The organism is Streptacidiphilus albus JL83, from assembly GCF_000744705.1.
Classification (GTDB): Bacteria; Actinomycetota; Actinomycetes; order Streptomycetales; family Streptomycetaceae; genus Streptacidiphilus; species Streptacidiphilus albus.
Genome location: NZ_JQML01000001.1, coordinates 393,688 through 411,077, shown reverse-complemented (window position 1 = coordinate 411,077; position 17,390 = coordinate 393,688). Strand labels below are relative to the sequence as shown.

9 protein-coding genes are annotated in these 17,390 nt (G+C 68.9%); 2 read left to right on the top strand and 7 right to left on the bottom strand.

Going from position 1 to position 17,390, the window contains the following annotated elements:
* Nucleotide 1: 1 nt before the first annotated feature.
* From BS75_RS01870 to BS75_RS01855, 4 genes are read right to left on the bottom strand one after another with little or no spacing between them, the layout of a single operon-like run.
* A complete protein-coding gene (locus BS75_RS01870; RefSeq protein WP_034086924.1) occupies nt 2-775 on the bottom strand; it encodes an enoyl-CoA hydratase family protein in 774 nt (257 codons plus the stop codon).
* Nucleotides 772-1,884 (bottom strand): NAD(P)H-dependent flavin oxidoreductase, encoded by a 1,113-nt coding sequence (locus BS75_RS01865; RefSeq protein WP_042438837.1) that lies wholly within the window; start codon nt 1,882-1,884, stop codon nt 772-774. Before BS75_RS01865 ends, BS75_RS01870 begins: the two co-directional genes overlap by 4 nt.
* Entirely contained in the window at nt 1,881-2,642 is a 762-nt protein-coding gene (locus BS75_RS01860; RefSeq protein WP_034086923.1) for a CoA-transferase subunit beta, read from the bottom strand. Before BS75_RS01860 ends, BS75_RS01865 begins: the two co-directional genes overlap by 4 nt.
* The gene (locus tag BS75_RS01855; protein WP_034086922.1) at nt 2,639-3,511 is read right to left on the bottom strand and encodes a CoA transferase subunit A; all 873 of its coding nucleotides are present in this window, start codon (nt 3,509-3,511) and stop codon (nt 2,639-2,641) included. Before BS75_RS01855 ends, BS75_RS01860 begins: the two co-directional genes overlap by 4 nt.
* A 318-nt stretch (nt 3,512-3,829) precedes the next feature.
* On the opposite strand from BS75_RS01855, the gene BS75_RS01850 reads away from it, so the two are divergent.
* Nucleotides 3,830-5,326 carry an IMP dehydrogenase gene (locus BS75_RS01850; RefSeq protein WP_034086921.1) on the top strand — a complete coding sequence of 499 codons (1,497 nt, stop codon included), beginning with the start codon at nt 3,830-3,832 and terminating at the stop codon, nt 5,324-5,326.
* A 239-nt stretch (nt 5,327-5,565) separates the two neighbouring features.
* Here the strand turns inward: BS75_RS01850 and BS75_RS01845 are convergent, their stop codons facing one another.
* The 3 genes from BS75_RS01845 to BS75_RS45860 all read right to left on the bottom strand — a co-directional run bounded on the left by BS75_RS01845 (nt 5,566) and on the right by BS75_RS45860 (nt 7,527).
* Nucleotides 5,566-6,069 (bottom strand): hypothetical protein, encoded by a 504-nt coding sequence (locus BS75_RS01845; protein WP_034086920.1) that lies wholly within the window; start codon nt 6,067-6,069, stop codon nt 5,566-5,568.
* 259 nt (nt 6,070-6,328) lie between these two features.
* On the bottom strand, nt 6,329-7,261 hold the full coding sequence (locus tag BS75_RS01840; RefSeq protein WP_081982160.1) for an IS3 family transposase: 933 nt from the start codon (nt 7,259-7,261) through the stop codon (nt 6,329-6,331).
* Nucleotides 7,237-7,527, bottom strand: coding sequence for a transposase (locus BS75_RS45860; protein ID WP_081982048.1), 291 nt, complete (start codon nt 7,525-7,527; stop codon nt 7,237-7,239). The genes BS75_RS01840 and BS75_RS45860 overlap by 25 nt, the downstream gene beginning before the upstream one ends.
* A gap of 595 nt (nt 7,528-8,122) precedes the next feature.
* Here BS75_RS45860 and BS75_RS51270 point away from each other — a divergent pair.
* Nucleotides 8,123-17,383 carry a LamG-like jellyroll fold domain-containing protein gene (locus tag BS75_RS51270; protein WP_042441023.1) on the top strand — a complete coding sequence of 3,087 codons (9,261 nt, stop codon included), beginning with the start codon at nt 8,123-8,125 and terminating at the stop codon, nt 17,381-17,383.
* Nucleotides 17,384-17,390 lie beyond the last annotated feature (7 nt).

Below are 17,390 nucleotides of genomic sequence, written 5' to 3'. Positions count from 1 at the left end.
CTCAGCGCTCCGCCTCGGTCGTGGGCCGCGCGCCGAAGCCGTCGCGCACCCGGTCGGCCACCCCCGAGAGGTTCAACTCGAAGGTGAAGCCCTGCTCGTAGCGGTAGCTGCGCTTGACGTCCCACAGGTCGATCCCGGCGAAGGCCTCCTTCGCGGCGCGGATCACCACCGGGTTCTTGGCCGCGATCCCGGCCGCGACCTCCAGTGCCCGCCCCCGCAGCCGCTCGGCCGGGACCACGTCCAGCACCGAGCCGTAGCCGTGCAGTTCGGCCGCGGTGGCGGTGGCCGAGGTGTACATCATCGCCCGCGCCCGGTGCAGCGGCACCAGCCGCGAGAGGTGGGTGGCCGCGCCCAGCGCGCCCCGGTCCACCTCCGGCAGGCCGAAGACGGCGTCGTCGGCGGCGACCACGATGTCCGCGTTGCCGACCAGGCCGATCCCGCCGCCGAGGCAGAAGCCGTGGACGGCCGCGACCACCGGCACCGCGCAGTCGTACACCGCCGCGAAGGCCGCGAAGCAGCCCCGGTTGGCGCCGATCAGCGCGGTGAAGCCCGCGTCGGCCTGGATCTCCTTGATGTCCACCCCGGCGTTGAAGCCCCGGCCCTCGGCCCGGAGCACCACCACCCGGACGGCGGGGTCGCGGCCCAGCTGCTCCAGCACCTCCGCCAGCCGGTACCAGCCGGCCACCGGCAGCGCGTTGACCGGCGGACGGTCGACCACCACCTCGGCGATGCCGCGGGCGTCCACGCCCCAGGTGACGCTCTTCTCGTCGGTCATCGGTGTCCTCCTGCGGGGGAGACGGGTGCGGGGGCGTCGACTGCGGGGGTGTCGGCGGTCAGCCTGCGGAGCACGGCGTCGGCGTCGGCGACGATGCGGTCGATCAGCTCGGCGCAGCTGGGCAGGTCCTCGATCAGCCCGGCGACCTGTCCGGCGGCGAGGGTGCCCAGGTCCACCCGCCCGTCGACCATGGCGGCGTGCAGCATCATCGGGGTGTTGGCGGCCATCAGCACCTGGGACCAGCCGAGACCGTGGTCGCGGCGCATGGTCAGGCCCTGGCGGACCATGGCTGACCAGGGGAGGCCGGACATCCGCCGGAACGCCACGGCATGGCGCAGCGAGCGGGCGGAGCGGGCGACCGGGCCCGCGGCGACCAGCCGGTCCACCAGCTCGGTGCGCAGCACCCGCTGCGGAACGCCGTCCAGGACCGGGGTCACCACGGTGTCGGCGACGCCCCGCTTGAGGTACTCGGCCTTGACCGCCTCCGGCACGGTGCTGTCGCTGGTCAGCAGGAAGCGGGTGCCCATCGCGATGCCGACCGCGCCCTGGGCGAGGGCGGCGACCAGGCCGCGTCCGTCGTGGAACCCGCCGGCCGCGACCACCGGGATGTCGACCGCGTCGACCACCTGCGGCAGCAGGATCGAGGTGGGCACGCTGCCGGTGTGGCCGCCGCCCTCGCCGCCCTGGACCACCACCGCGTCCGCGCCCCACGCCTGGACCTTCTCCGCGTGCCGGCGGGCGCCGACGGAGGGCACCACCACCAGTCCGGCGTCCTTGAGGGTGCGGAGCACCCTCTCGTCGGGGGCGAGCGCGAAGGAGGCGACCCTGACCCCCTCCTGGATCAGGATCGCGGCCCGCTCGGCCACGTCCGGGGAGTCACCGCGCAGGTTCACCCCGAACGGCGCGTCGGTGCGCTCGCGCACCGCGTGGATCGCCGACCGGATCCCGTCGGGGGAGAGGGTGGCGCCGGCCAGGATGCCCAGACCGCCCGCCCGCGCGGTGGCGGCGGTGAGTTCGGGCCCGGACACCCAGCCCATGCCGGTCTGCACGATCGGGTAGCGGACCCCCAAGAGCTCGCAGAGCGGGGTGTGCAGCGCGGGGTGCGTCATTGCGGGACCTCCCGGTCGCGCAGCGCCCTGGGGTCGAGGACGGTGCGGACGAGGGCGAGCTCCTCCGCCGTCGGTAACCGGGTCTCGGGGACCTCGCCGTCGGTGTGCAGCGCGAACCCGGTGGCGGCGGCGACGGCGTCCACCGTGACGCCGGGGTGGAGCGAGCGCAGCCGCAGGGTGTGCCCGGGGCCGCCGAAGTCCAGCACGGCCAGGTTGGTGACCACCCGTCGCAGGTCGTGGAAGCGGCTGGCGGAGTAGCCGGCCCGGGCGGCGCTGTCGTGGCCGACGCCGCAGACCACGTCGACCCGTTCGGTGAAGGTGCGGGCGGTGTGCCGGGGCACCCAGTAGCTGGTGGCGTGGTTGACGGTGTTGCCGGGGGCGCCGCGGACGCCGAGCAGCTGGCGCCTGGGCCGGGCGAAGTCGCCGATGGCGGAGATGTTGGCGTTGCCGTAGCGGTCGAGCTGGCTGGGGCCCATCATGACGTGCCGTCGGCCGCCGGCCAGCAGGTCGAAGATGGTGCGGTAGGGCACCCAGCCCTCGGCGGTGGCCGGGGCCGGCTCGTCGATCGCCCAGACGCCGGCCACCAGGGTGGCCTCGCCGTCGGAGAGCAGCAGGTCGGGCTCGAAGGTGGCCCGGGCGAGCCGGGCGCCGATGCCGGGGATCAGGCCCATCGGGCTGGCCAGGATCTCGCCGTCGCCGCGCCAGGCGTCCGCGCAGGCGGCGACACAGACCTCGGCCCTGGTGACGGTGGCGTTCACGCGCTCGCTCCGATCCGGGCGGCGCGGTCGGCGACCGCGCGCTGGTAGTCCTGCTCGTCGCCGCCGAGGTAGGTCTTCCGGAACAGCTCCCACGCCTGCGGGTCCTTGGCAGCGGCGGCGTACTCCCGCTGGAAGCCCTCGTCGCGGCCGTAGTCGGGGGCGCAGGAGGTGAAGTGGGCGCCGTTGGGGGCCTCGACCACGCCGGCGACCATCCAGCGGTGGATCCGCAGCCGGGTGATGTCGGCGGTCCTGGCCAGCTCCTCGGTGGGCACCACCCGCTCGCAGGAGACGTAGGCGCGGTCGGCGGCGGCGCAGAAGAGGTCGTCGAAGTAGAGGTCGGGGCCGAGGAACTGGGCGTTCCCGGCAGCGTCGGCCCGGTTCAGGTGCACCAGCGCGGCGTCCAGGTGCAGCGCGGGGACGGCCACCAGCTCCTCGCCGTCCCCGTAGGGGGAGGCGACGGTGCGCAGCTCCGGGTTGACCCGCATCACGTCGGAGCCGAGCCCGGCCCGGACCGGGAGGAACGGCAGCCGCTGCGCCGCCGCGTACAGCCCGGCCTGGAGCATGCCCTCGTCGTACTCGGTGGCCAGGACCGCGCCGGACTGGCGGGCGGCCTGGAAGTGCGGTTCGAGCGGGATGGAGTCCAGCGACACGAAGCCGTAGACCAGCCGTTTCACCTTGCCCGCGGCGCAGAGCAGCCCCACGTCGGGACCGCCGTAGCCGACCACCGTCAGATCGGTCAGGTCGGAGCGGAGCAGGGCGCGCACCAGGGACATGGGCTTGCGCCGCGACCCCCAGCCGCCGATGCCCACGGTCATGCCGGAGCGCAGCTCCGCGACGACCTGATCCGCTGTCATTCGCCTGTCAGCCATGGCGCGTCTGCCTTTCCTGGAGCGGCAACGACCTAAGCACGCTACCAAGCGTTTGTTAGGTTGCCAACGGTAACTGACTGACCGTCATCCCGTCCGGGCCCGGCCCCCGGCGGAGGCGATTCGTGCAGCTGCCGGGCAGTCGATAAGGTTCCAGGTCACGACCGCACCCGGTGAGAACCACGGGAGGGTCAGGCTCTGCCGCAGTTCGTGGCACCTCCACGACTGCCGTGCCGGAACCTGGCTGCCCGGGTCTCGGGGCACCGGACGGTCTTCACCGGCCGGGCAGTCGGGTCCCGGTCGAAGGGCCAGGAGGAACGAGTGGCAAAGATCATCGCCGAGGTCTCAAGGACGTTCAACGAGTTTCTGCTCCTGCCGAACCGGACGCGAACCGACTGTTCGTCCGCGACGGTCGACCTGCGCACACCCCTGGTCCGCCACGTGGCGGGGGAGCGGTCGGCGATCGAACTCGGCTCGCCGTTCACGTCCGCGATCATGCAGGCGGTCAGTACGCCGGAACTCGCGATCGCGCTGGCACGCAACGGCGGCCTGAGCTTCCTCCACCACAACCAGTCGATCGAGGACCAGGCCGCGGCCGTCTGCCAGGTGAAGAACTTCAAGGCCGGGTTCGTCACCAGTGACACCAATGTCCGGCCGGACGACAGCCTGCGGCACATGGTCGCCGTCATGCAGCGCACCGGTCACAGCACCGCCGCAGTCACCGACGACGGCAGCGCCACCGGCCGGCTGCTGGGCCTGGTGACCTCCCGCGACTTCCACCCCGGCCGCCACGACCTCGACGGGCCCGTGGGCGGCCGGATGACCGCCATCGCCGACCTGCCCCACGCCGCAGCCGACACCACGCTGTCCGAGGCCAACGCGCGGCTGTGGGACCAGCGGCTCGACTGCCTCCCCGTCCTCGACGCCGGGGGACACCTGCAGTACTTGGTGTTCCGGTCCGACTATGCGGATAACAAGCGCTTCCCGAACCAGGCCGTGGACGCTGCCAAGCGGCTGCGCGTGGGCGCGGGCGTCAACACCCACGACTACCGGGAGCGCGTCCCCGCCCTGCTGGAGGCGGGCGCCGACGTCCTGTGCTTCGACTCCTCCGACGGCTACAGCGACTGGCAGGCGCAGGCCCTGACCTGGGTGAAGAAGCACTACCCGGAGATCCCGACCGGCGGCGGCAACGTGGTCGACGGGGAGGCGTTCACCTTCCTCGCCGAGGCCGGAGCGGACTTCGTGAAGGTCGGCGTGGGCGGCGGCTCCATCTGCATCACCCGCGACCAGAAGGGCATCGGCCGCGGCCAGGCCAGCGCGGTGCTGGACGTCGCCGCGGCCCGGGACGCCTTCGCGGAGCGCACCGGCGCATACGTGCCGATCTGCTCCGACGGTGGGTTGGTCCACGACTACCACGTGGCCCTGGCTCTGGCGATGGGCGCCGACTTCGTCATGATGGGACGCTACTTCGCCCGCTTCGACCAGGCGGCCGGCGCGAAGCTCCCGACCCGGGACGGATTTGTGAAGGAGTACTGGGGCGAGGGCTCGAACCGGGCCCGCAACTGGCAGCGCTACGGCCAGGGCGGCCAGGGCCTGATCTTCGAGGAGGGCGTCGACGGCTACGTCCCCTACGCCGGCGACCTCAATGAGGGGCTCGCCCTGACCATTGCCAAACTCCGGACCACGATGGTCTCCTGCGGTTCCACCACGCTTGCGGAGTTCCGGTCCACGGCCCGGCTGACCCTGGTCTCCGAGCAGAGCTTCCAGGAGAGCCACGCCAACGTCACGCTGCGGGACGCCCCGGCGACCGTCGCCTGACGGGCCGTCCGGCAGTGGTTCGGGTGGAGTGGACCGTATCGGTCCACTCCACCCGTCAATGAGGTCCACCCGCATGCTGCCGGTGCCCGAAACGAGCGGGGCCGGCGGGGACGAACGGCAAGGCTCGCTCGGCGGCGAGAATGCCGCTGCCTGCCGATACAGCCTGCACAACGGCCCCTTGCACGCCACCTCGGTGCGTCTGTCCCGTGGTGCCGCCGACTGTTCAGAGTCCGCCCCGGTCAACCGGCCTTGCTGACTTCCTGGGCCACGCGTGCTGGTGTTGCCTGCGTTGGGCTGAGGTCGATGATGTTGTGGGCGAGGGCCGGGGCGCCACCGATGATCAGGAAGCGGACGGACGGTGTGCGGTTGGCGGTGGGGGGTACTGCGGTGTCCAGGCTGCTGCCGACGGTCGCGATGGTCGTGCAGCGCATCTGGGTGAGGGTGTCGAGGAAGGTCGCCGGCGTCGCGTTGGGCGGGAGGGCGAACTGCTGCACCAGCAGGTGTGTTGAGGAGGCGGCGGCTTGGCGCATGCCTGTCCAGGCGGCTGCGGTCAGGGCGGGGCTCGCGCCGGGGCCGGTGAGCAGGCAGGCCCGTGCTTCGCTGTCGATGCTCGACACCGGCGCAGGGGTACTCGCGTGCGAAGTGCCGCCGCCCGAGAGGCCGATCACTGCGGCCGCCGCTGCCGCCAGGGTGCCCGCGGCTGCCGCGATGGCCGCCGTGCGCGGCTTCGGCGTCCTTCGCATTGACTTCTCCGTCCCCGGTGCGATTTCTCCTGCGGATCATAGCCACTCGGTATGTCGCGGGTGGTGGGCCGGTATGCATTGAAGGCAAGATATCCTTACCATTTCTCTGCCTGTGCGAAGCCTGTTGATCGGCTGTGGAAATTCTACCGGGAGTGGATACCACTTCCGGCGGTGGCCGGGCGTCAGGGTCGGCGCGCCGCCATTTGCTGGCATCAGTGCAGTTCGGTGGTGGAGGCCGACCGATTTCGAAGACAGTCTTCTATGCTGCTAGTGCTGCGCTAAATGTAGACCTGCTCTCGAATTCATAGGGCGATAGGTAGCCAAGTTCCCGCTGAATCCTGCTTCTATTGTAGTAGGACTCGACATATTCAAATATGGCGGTTTTGACCTGCTTGATTGTTGCCCATACATGCAGGTGAATGAGTTCCTTCTTGAGGGTTGCGTTGAAGGACTCGGCCGCAGCGTTGTCGAAGCAGATCCCCGTCTTTCCTACCGAAGGGATGACCCCGTTGTCAAGGCAGTGGTCGCGAAATCTACTGCCGGTGTACTGGCTGCCACGATCCGTGTGCATCACGGCTTCTCCCTGGCCTGGCCGGCGGTTGCGGATGGCCATATCGAGCGCCTGGACCACCATGTCTTCACGCATATTGTCAGCGATGGACCAGCCGATGAGCTTGCGCGAGTATCCGTCGATCACCGTGGCCATATAGGCCCAGCCCTCTGCGGTATGAATATATGTGATGTCCCCGTACCATATTTGGTCTTTCTTTTCCGGGACGAAGTTGCGCTCGACGAGATCCACCAGGCCCCGTCGGTTCGCGGGGTCCTGGAGGGTGGTGGCCCTGTAGGGGCTGGGGTGGACGCAGGCCAGTCCAGCAGCCCTGGCCAGGCGCCGGACACGCTTGGGCGACACGCGCTCGCCCTGGCGGGCCAGCTGGGCGTGTATCCGATCGATTCCGTACCTTCCCTTATTCGTTTTGTCGATGGCGATGATGAGTCGCGTGAGCTCGACATCGCGCCGCGCGTGCCGGGACTCCTCCCTGCCGATCCACGCATAGAAGCCGGCTCGAGATACATGCAGCATCTGGCACATGAAGTTGATGGGATACCTGAAGCGGCGCGGCTTGCCAGCCTGCTCGTCTCTGACTTGCAGGATAAAGGCGAACTTTATTGATTCTGGCTTGCAAACCACGCCGCTGCTTTTTTTAGAAAATCCCGCTCCATTCGGAGCTTTCGGTTTTCCTCTTCGAGTTCCTTCATATGGACGCGCTCATCGATAGTAAGCGGCTTGTCTTTGATGCTTCCGCTCCTCTTTGCGGCATTTACCCAGCTCCCGAGGGTTCCCTCGTTCAGGCCGAGGTCCCGGGCGATCTCAGCCACGGGCCGGCCGGAGCTCACTACAAGCTCTACGGCCTCTGCCTTGTATTCCGGAGCGTACTTCTTCCGCTTTGAAACCATCGTGCACTTCCCACTTGACACTGCGATGAACTACTTCCAGTGTCCACGAAAGTGGTCGGGGTCCAGTGGTGCCTTCCATGGGAGTCCGACTTGTGAGGAGTGTCTGCTAAATCCTTTCGTTTGATCACGGAAGGATGCCGCTCCTATTTCTGTTTGAATACGCATCTCGCGTGGCGCTTTCCGCTGCCGGTAGTTATTTGCTGCTCATGCGCAGTACTCCTTCGCCGTGGTCGCGGTGTTGGTGCTGCGCTGTTTCTGCGTTGAGAGTCGGTGTGCGGTGCGTCGCGTTTCGCGTTGGCAGTCCTGGGTGGTTGTCTTCGCTCTGGTGCTCGGGTTCTGGGCGCAGGGCGGGGCCGCGCTCGCGGCGTCTGTCCCGACTCCGTCACTCGGCTCTGCGGCGGGGTCGTTCGCCAAGTGGCTCCGGGCGGCGGGTTCGGGCGGTGTCCGTTCGGAGACGGGTGACGCGTCGCAGGTGCACCGGGCGCGCAGCGGGGCCGGGCACCCGAGCGGTTCGGCGCCGGGGCGGGGGCGCGGGCAGGTGCCGGCGTACGCCGCTTTTCGGGCGGCGGCCCCGGCGGTGGGTGCCTCCGGCCGGGTGTCCCGCGGGTTCGACACCCGGACGTCGAAGCTGGTCGCGGCCAAGTCGGGCCAGAAGTTCGACTACTACCAGAACGCGGACGGCAGCTTCACCCGCAAGGTGTCGCAGAACCCGATCAACTACCAGGCCAGTGACGGTTCCTGGCAGCCGTTGGACACTGGCCTGGAGCGGGCTGGCGATGGGCGGTGGCAGGAGAAGGCCAACTCGCTGAAGGTCTCGTTCGCGCCCACGTCCACGGGAGCGGCCGCGGCGTCCCCGGTGCCGACGCCGGCCCCTTCCACGGCCCAGGACGCCTCGTTCTTGACGCCTTCGGCCGGTCCATCAGCATTGCCGTGGAGTTTCGGCCGTGCGGTGCAGGCCGACTCGGTGGTCTCCGGCGGTTCTTCGACCGGCGCGCTGGCGACGCTGACGGTCTCCTCCTCCGAGTCGGTCTCCTGGTCACTGGCGGGCGCGGATGACGTGCCGGTGTCGGTGACCGGGTCGACGGCCGAGTACGACGGGATCCTGCCGGACACCAACCTGGTGCTGCAGCCGACCGCTGACGGTGTGAAGGAGTCCATGGTTCTTACCTCGTCCGCAGCGGCGACGACCTGGGACTTCCCGATGACGTTGACGGGGCTGTCGCTGACGACGGCTGCGGACGGCACGGTGGAGCTGGTCGACGGCACGGGTGCCGTGGTCGCGACACTGCCGCAGGCGTACGCGTACGATTCCTACGTGGACCCGGTCTCGGGGGAGCACCACGAGAACTGGTCGGTGTCGTACACGGTGGCGACGGTGGACGGCGTGCCGTCGGTGCAGATGTCGTTGGACCCGACATGGCTCGCGGGTTCGGACATCCAGTTCCCGGTGACGGTGGACCCGTCGATCAACGTGTCGCTGCCCGGGCAGACGGAGACCACCTATGCGGAGTACCCCTACGACGAGGACTTCTCCTCCGCCGGGCAGCTGAAGGTCGGCACCTATGACGGCGGTGCGCACATCGGCGAGTCGCTGTTGAAGTTCCCCACGGTGCCGACGAGCAACGGCTATCGCATCGAGGGCGCCGTCCTGCACATGTTCGACATCTGGTCGGCCACCTGCGGGAGCTCCCAGTCCTACTCGACGTATCCGATCACCGCGTCGTGGAGCGTGACCGGCGCGAAGTCGTGGTCGGATCTGCCCCCCACCGCTGCCGCGATCGGGACCTGGACCGGTGAAGCCGCAGCCTCCACCTGCTCCAACTCGTCGTTGGACTCGTCGACAGGGCAGTGGCAGGACACCACGCTGTCGACCTCGTACTTGCAGGACATCGCGCTGGGCACGACAGCGAACAACGGCCTGGCGGTGTTCTCCTCGGGCACGAACTCCTCGGCGTGGAAGCAGTTCGACTCCTCGCAGGTGGTCGACGAGACCCCGTACTTGACGATCACCTACGCGCCGGACGCGGCCCCCGATGTCGAGCACATGTTCCCGGCCTCCGGCTATGTGTCGCCCAAGCTGACGCCCGAGCTGCAGGTGCAGGCGGTCGACCCGGACTCCTGGCCGGACGCCCTGACCTACGACTTCGCGGTGTACAACTCGGCGGGCAAGGAGGTGGTGTCCTCGGCCAAGCAGTCCTCCACGGCGTGGACGGTCCCGTCGGGCGACCTGTCCTGGAGCACCAGCTACTACTGGACAGTCACGGCGTACGACGGCTTCCTGGCGAAGACGAGCAGTACGAGCGCGTTCACGACGCAGGTGTCGCAGCCGCTGGTGGCCTCGCGGCTGGCGCAGAACTCGGGGCACGGGTACGACGAGGAGGCGGGGAACTACACGACCAGTGCGACGGATGCCACGGTGGCGACCGCCGGGCCGGCGCTGGAGGTGGACCGCTCCTACAATTCGCTGGACACCAGTACCGCGGGGGCGTTCGGGGCAGGCTGGTCCTCGCTGCCGGACATGCGGGCCGTCATGGACGACGACGGTACGAAGAACGTCGTGATCACCAATGACGGCGGCCAGGAGCAGCGCTACGGCTACTCCGGCTCCGGATACATACCTCCGCTGGGGACCTATGCGACGTTGGTGGCGCTGTCGGGCGGCGGCTACGGGCTGACGCAGACCGACGGGACGACGTACACGTTCGGCGCGGCGGGCGGGACGAACACCTGGCTGCTGTCGAAGATCACCACGCATGCGGGGCTCTCGGAGTCGTTCACCTACAACGCGTCCTACCAGCTGACGCAGGAGGAGAACAACGTCTCCTCGCGTTCGCTGTACTTCGCCTGGTCGACCCCGTCGGGGGCCGCGCACGCGCACGTGGCGACGGTGACCACGGGCGACGCGACGTCCGGGGTCGCGTCCACGGCCTCGCTGTGGAGCTACGGCTACACCGGCGACCAGCTCACCTCGGTCTGCCCGCCCTCGGAGGCCGCGTCGGCGACCGCGTCCACCAGCTGCTACGGCTACACCTACACGCCCGGGTCCAACTATCCGGCGGCGGCACTGGACGCGGGCCCCACCTCGTACTGGCGGCTGGACGACGCCGCGGGCAGCGGCAAGGCGGCCTCCTCGGTCCTGGCGAACGAGCAGGACGACGCGGGCACCTACGCGAACGTGACGCTGGGCGCCGACGGCAGCCCGCTGGCCGGCTCCACCGCCACGGCGGCACGGTTCAACGGCACCAGCTCCAGCCTGGCACTGCCCAGCACCCTGGCGACGGCGGCGAGCAACCAGTCGATCTCGCTGTGGTTCAAGACCACCACGGCCGGCGTGCTGTTCTCCTACCAGACGGCCCCGGTCACCTCCGCCACCTACGTCGGGGGCTACTACACGCCGTCGCTGTACGTCGGCTCGGACGGGAAGCTGCACGGGGAGTTCTGGTACTCGGGCGAGGTCGACCCGATGGCCTCCGGCCAGGTCGTCACCGACGGCGCGTGGCACCACGTCGTGCTCGCGGCCGCGGGCACGACACAGGCGATGTACCTGGACGGCTCCCTGGTCGGCGACGCGACCGGGCAGGTCGAGCCCTACAACGCCTACGGAAGCAGCTACGTCTACGTGGGCGCGGGCTTCTGGGGCGGGACCTGGCCGGACGAACCGCACCAAGCGACGGACAACTACACCGGCTACGCCGACTCCTTCGACGGCGACATCGCCGACGTGTCGGTCTACAGCCAGCCGCTGACGGCGACCCAGGCCACCGCCCTGCACAGCATCGGAACCTCCAGCGCCTCCTACCTGACCGGGACGACGACCCCGGCCAAGCGCGTCCAGGCCCAGGTCACGTACAACACCGCGACCAGCCGGCTGACCTCGGTCACCGACGACAAGGGCGGCACCTACACCCTCGGCAACCCGACCGTGTCCGGCTCCAGCCAGGTCTACCACTCCGCGGTGCTGGGCGACGGCCCTGAGGGGTACTGGCAGCTCGGCGACGAGGCCGGGTCGACGTACGCGGCGGACGAGGTCAACGGCGGAGACGGCACCTACAACAACACGACACTCGGGGGCGGCGGCCCGTTCTCCGCGACGGATGGCACCGCGCCCACAGCCGCGTCGTTCGACGGCACCGACAGTTATGTGGAACTTCCCCAGGACCTGACGTCCACGGCCTCCGCGGTCTCGGCGCAGGTGTGGTTCAAGACCGCGACTGGGGGCGGCGTGCTGGTGGGCATGGAGAGTGACGTGCTGTCGGCCGGGTCCTTCGCCGCCGCGGCACCGGTGCTGTGGGTCGGTACCGACGGAAAGCTCTACGGCAAGTTCTGGGGCACCGGGATCACGCAGATGGCGTCCACCGCCGGCGTGACCGACGGCAAGTGGCACCACGCGGTGATCACCGCGACCGGCACCAAGCAGGTTCTCTACCTGGACGGCAGCCAGGTGGCGACGAGCAGTGCCACCAGCCTGGCGCTCACGAGCATGCCGTACCTGACGCTGGGTGCGGGGGTCACCGGCATCGGCTGGGACGCCCTGCCAGAGAGCTCGACCGTCTACTTCGACGGCTCGATGGCCGAGACCGCCGTGTACACGTCCGCGCTCACCGCCGCGCAGGTCGGCGCGCAGTGGTCGGCGGCCCAGCAGTCCGCCGGCACGGCGGCCACCGAGACGGTGCAGGTGACCGACCCGGGCCAGAAGGTCATGTCGAGCTCGTACGACCTGTCCAACGGCGGGCGGATCCTGTCGAGCACCGACGCCACCGGCGCGACGACGTCCTACGGCTACGACGCCAGCGGGTTCCTGGCCACCGTGACCGACCCGAACGGGGACACCACCACCACCGGGAACAACGCACGTGGCGACGTGGTGTCCCGTACCACCTGCCAGGACCAGGCCACCAGCCTGTGCTCCACGTCGTACTACACGTACTACCTGGACACCACGTCGGCCACCGACCCGCGCAACGACGAGATGCTGACCTCCTCGGACGGCCGCTCGGCCGGCGCGACGGACACGACCTACCAGACGTCCTACACCTACGACACCAACGGCAACCGGCTCACCGAGACCACGCCCGCGGTGACCGGCCACACCGGCGGCCTGACGACCGCCAACACGTACACCACCGCGACCACGCCCGACGCGAACGGCGTCGACGACGTCCCCGTGGGACTCCTGGCCTCCACCACCACGCCCGGCGGCGCGAAGACCGCGTACACCTACTTCGCGGACGGCGACCTCGCGACCGTCGTCGACCCCCGCGGCCTGACGACCACGTACTCCTACGACCAGCTCGGCCGGGTCCTGACCAAGACCCTCGCCGGGAACCTGGCGACGAACCCGGTCACCAGCTACACCTACGACCCGCTCGGGCGCGTGCTCACCGAGACCGACCCGGGGGCCGTCGACGCCATCGGGAACAACGTCGTCCACACCAAGGAGACGACGTACACCTACGACGCCGACGGCAACACCCTGACCACCACGGTCTCCGACACCACCGGCGGCGACCCCTCGCGCCCGACCGTCGACACCTACAACAGCCACGGCGAACTGGCGACGTCCACGGACCCGATGCTCTACGAGACCCAGTACTTCTACGACTCCTACGGGAACCTGTCCTCGGAGATCCAGCCCCGCGGCCAGCAGTACGCCTACACCCACGATGCCGACGGACGCCTGCTGACCACCACGCTCAGCAACTACACCGGCTCGACCGCGACCGCGCAGGCCCCCGTCGCTCAGCTGCTGGAGAGCCGGGCCTACGACCCGGGCGGCCGGCTGTCCACGGTGACCAACGCCATCGGCGTCACCCGCACCTACGCCTACTACGACAACGGGCTGACCAAGCAGGTCACCGACACCGGCTCGGCCGACACCGGCTACATCGACGAACAGGACAGCTACGACCCCGCCGGGAACCTGACTGCGCAGGTCACCAAGAACGGCACGCTGACCACCGACCACACCTGGGACGCGGACGACCGCACGCTGACCACCACCGTCGACCCCAGCGCCGCCGACCGGGCCACCAGCTACACCTACGACCTCGACGGCCACGTCCTGACCTCCGACGAGACCGACGCCGCCGGCGACCCGGCACAGCAGTGGACCTACACGTACTACCCCGACGGCGACAAGAAGACCGCCGCCCAGTACGTCAACGCGACGACCACGCTCACCACCGGCTGGACCTACGACGAGCGCGGCCTGGTCCTGACCATGACCGACCCCGACACGCAGACCACCAGCTACACCTACGACGCGGCGGGCCAGCTCTCGACCACGGTCGCCCCGACGATCACGACAACCGATCCGACGACCGGCGCGACCAGCCCGACCGCCCCCACCACCCTGGACGGCTACGACACCTTCGGCGACCGCACCCAGAGCGAGGACGCGCGCGGCAACATCACCGTGACCGCGTACGACCTGGACGGCCGCAAGTCCGCCACGACCCTGCCGTCCTACACTCCCCACGGCGCCAGCAGCCCCGTCCCCTCGACCACGACCTGGAGCTGGGACGCCGACAACGACCTGACCAAGCAGGTCGACAACGACAGCAACGAGACCGACTACACCTACGACCAGCTCGACGACCGCGTCTCGCAGACCAACCCCGCCATCGACGCGGGCGGCACGATGACGCAGGGCACCTGGAGCTACACCTACGACCTGGGCGGCGACCAGCTCACCTCCACCGACCCCTACGGGAGCGTGGCCAACCAGGGCTACGACGACCTCGGCCGCCCCAAGACCACGTCCGAGAACGTCTACACCTCCACCACCACCCAGACCCAGGTCGGCACCACCGACACCTACAACACCGCCGGCGAGGTCGCCTCGAGCGTCTCCACAACCGGCGTCACCGCCTCCTACACCTACGACAACCTCGGCCAGAAGACCTCGTCGGCCGACACCAGCGGCGACACGACCCACTACACGTACGACCTGAACGGCGACACCACCAAGACGGTCCTGCCCGACCAGAGCGTCCAGACCGCCACCTACGACGCCGCAGGGCGCGAGACCGGCACCGCCGACGAGAACCCGGCCGGCACGGTCCTGCGCTCCACCAGCGCCACCTACGACGACGACGGCGACCTGCGCAGCAGCACCAACGCACTGCAGACCACCGAGACCTACCAGTACGACGCACTGGGGGACCTGACCGAGCAGGTCGAGCCGACCACCGCCACCCACTCGATCACCACTACCTACGGCTACGACGCCGACGGCAACCAGACCGCGTACACCGACGGCAACGGCAACGCGGCCGGCACCACCGCCGACACCGCCTACACGACCTACACCCCCTGGAACCTGCCCGAGTCGAAGACCGCGCCCGCCACCTCCGCCTACTCGGGCGCTGCGAACTCCACCACCTACCTCGCCTACGACGGCGACGGCGACACCGCGAACGAATACCTCCCGGGCGGGGTGACGGTCACCGACAGCTACGACGCCCTGGGCGACCTGACCGCCCAGAGCGGCACCGGCGCCGACGCCCCCACCGCCACTCGCGGCTTCTCCTACTCCCTGAACCAGTACCTCGTCGGCAGCTCGGTCGGCTCCAGCACCGAGACCTACGCCACCAACGCCCTGGGACAGCTCCTCACCGCCACCGGCGAGGCAGGGGCTAGCTCCTTCAGCTACAACGCCGACGGCAACCCGCTGACCCGTACCGACGCGTCGGGCACCAGCAGCTACAGCTACGACGCCGACGGCCGCCTGTCCACCGACACCGACGCGGCCACCGGCACCCAACTCACCTACCATTACAACCCGCTGTCCCAACCCACCAGCATCAGCTACGGCACCGGCGGCGACACCCAGAACCTGGGCTACGACGCCCTGCACCACCTGAACAACGACACCCTGACCACCGCGGCCGGCACCACCGTCGCGGGCATCGCCTACACCTACAACAACGGCGACCAGCTCACCGGCGAGACCACCACCGGCACCACCGGCGCCTCCACCAACACCTACCAGTACGACCAGGCCGGACGCCTCACCTCCTGGGCCACCACCCCCGCCGGCAGCACCACCACGACCACCACCGGCTACACCTACGACGACAACGGCAACCGCCTCACCGCCGGCGCCACCACCTACACCTACGACGCCCGCGACGAACTCACCTCCGACGGCACCTCCACCTACAGCTACACCGCCCGCGGCACCCTCGACGGCAAGACCGTCACCGCCAACAACTCCACCATGGCCTACAGCTTCGACGCCTACGGCCAGGAAGCCACCGCCGGCCCCACCAGCTACACCTACGACGCCCTCGGCCGCGCCATCACCTCCGGCACCACCACCCTCGCCTACTCCGGCCAGGACAACGACGTCGCCTCCGACGGCACCACCACCTACAGCCGCGACCCCTCCGGCAACGTCACCGGCGAGAACACCCCCGGCACCGGCGCCACCCTCGCCATGACCGACGCCCACGACGACATCACCGCCCAGTTCACCGCTGCTGCCACCACCCTCACCGGCTCCGCCAGCTACGACCCGTGGGGCAACCCCGTCGGCACCCCCACCCTCACCGGAACCCTCGGTTACCAGAGCGAATACACCGACCCCACCACCGGCCAGGTCAACATGGCCGCCCGCTGGTACCAGCCCGGCACCGGCAGCTTCAACTCCGCCGACACCCAGAGCAACTCACCAGTCGGCTCCAGCGTCAACGCCAACCCCTACACCTACGCCAACGACAACCCCACCACCGGCGCCGATCCAAGCGGACATAATCAGTGCAGCTACCTCGAGGTAGCCTCACTGATTTGCGACGCCGTGTGGAGCGTGCTTCAACCGATGCAGGCCGGCAACGACAGCGACACCTGCACCGGTCTCTACGGCGTCAGCTGCTCGCAGTTGCAGCTCAACTCGTCGGGAATGAATCAACTCCTCGGCGGTTCAGGCCAGCAATGTGGGCCGCCCCTCCTCATCCCCTGCAACACGATGGAACCCGTAACGCAAAGTGGCGGTGGCGGTGGCGGTGGCGGCGGTAGGGCTGGGGGCGGCGTCTCTGTAGCTGTAGCTGCAGCTGCTGCCGCTGCCGCCGCCGCAGCAGCGGCAGCGGCCGCAGAGGCTGCCGAAATTGCGGCTGAAGCCAGGACGCTCACAGAACACATAGGCCACGCTACCCTCGATATCCACTCAATCGACGTTGCACAACCGCCATCCTCGCTGATCAACATCGGCAGCCTAAGCAACATCGTCAGCACCTCAACACTGGTCATAGGGTCCGCACTTGCAACAGCCGCCACGTGTGCCGTCTCCTCATGCACTCCGACTTCCAACGACGATCCTCAGACCTGTGCGAACAACCCGATGCCAGGCTCTCAGTCGAACGCTCAGAACGGTGGCTGGGCCTACTATGAGCCGACCGGATATGATGGACGCTCCGAAGGTTCTGTGGTCTGCGCAACCAAGACCAACAGTAAGCACAACAGAGCGAAAATACCGCGAAGCATGGCTCCCGATTCCCCTGCGCAGCAGCTGGCCGCGCTCAATAGGAGTAGGCTCAACAGTTGCCACTTGGCTCCATCGGTCTTGGGAGGGAGCGGTGCGTTGGACAACGTTGCACCCTGCTGGCGGAGCACGAATGTGGGCAGCGGATCGATGCGCCAGTTTGAAACGCAAGCGCAGGGGCAGTTGAAGCCTGCGGGGAATTCTGCTCTTATTTATGTCGCCATGCCGAGATATGCGACTGCGACGAGCACCATTCCTCTGGGATTCTGGCTAAGCTATCTATCGCAAAGCCAGGCGACCGGAGCTCCATTGGGAGTTGGCTCAGTGTACGTGCCTAACACTGGGGATAACCAGTATCCGAATCTTGGAAACTAGGGATGCA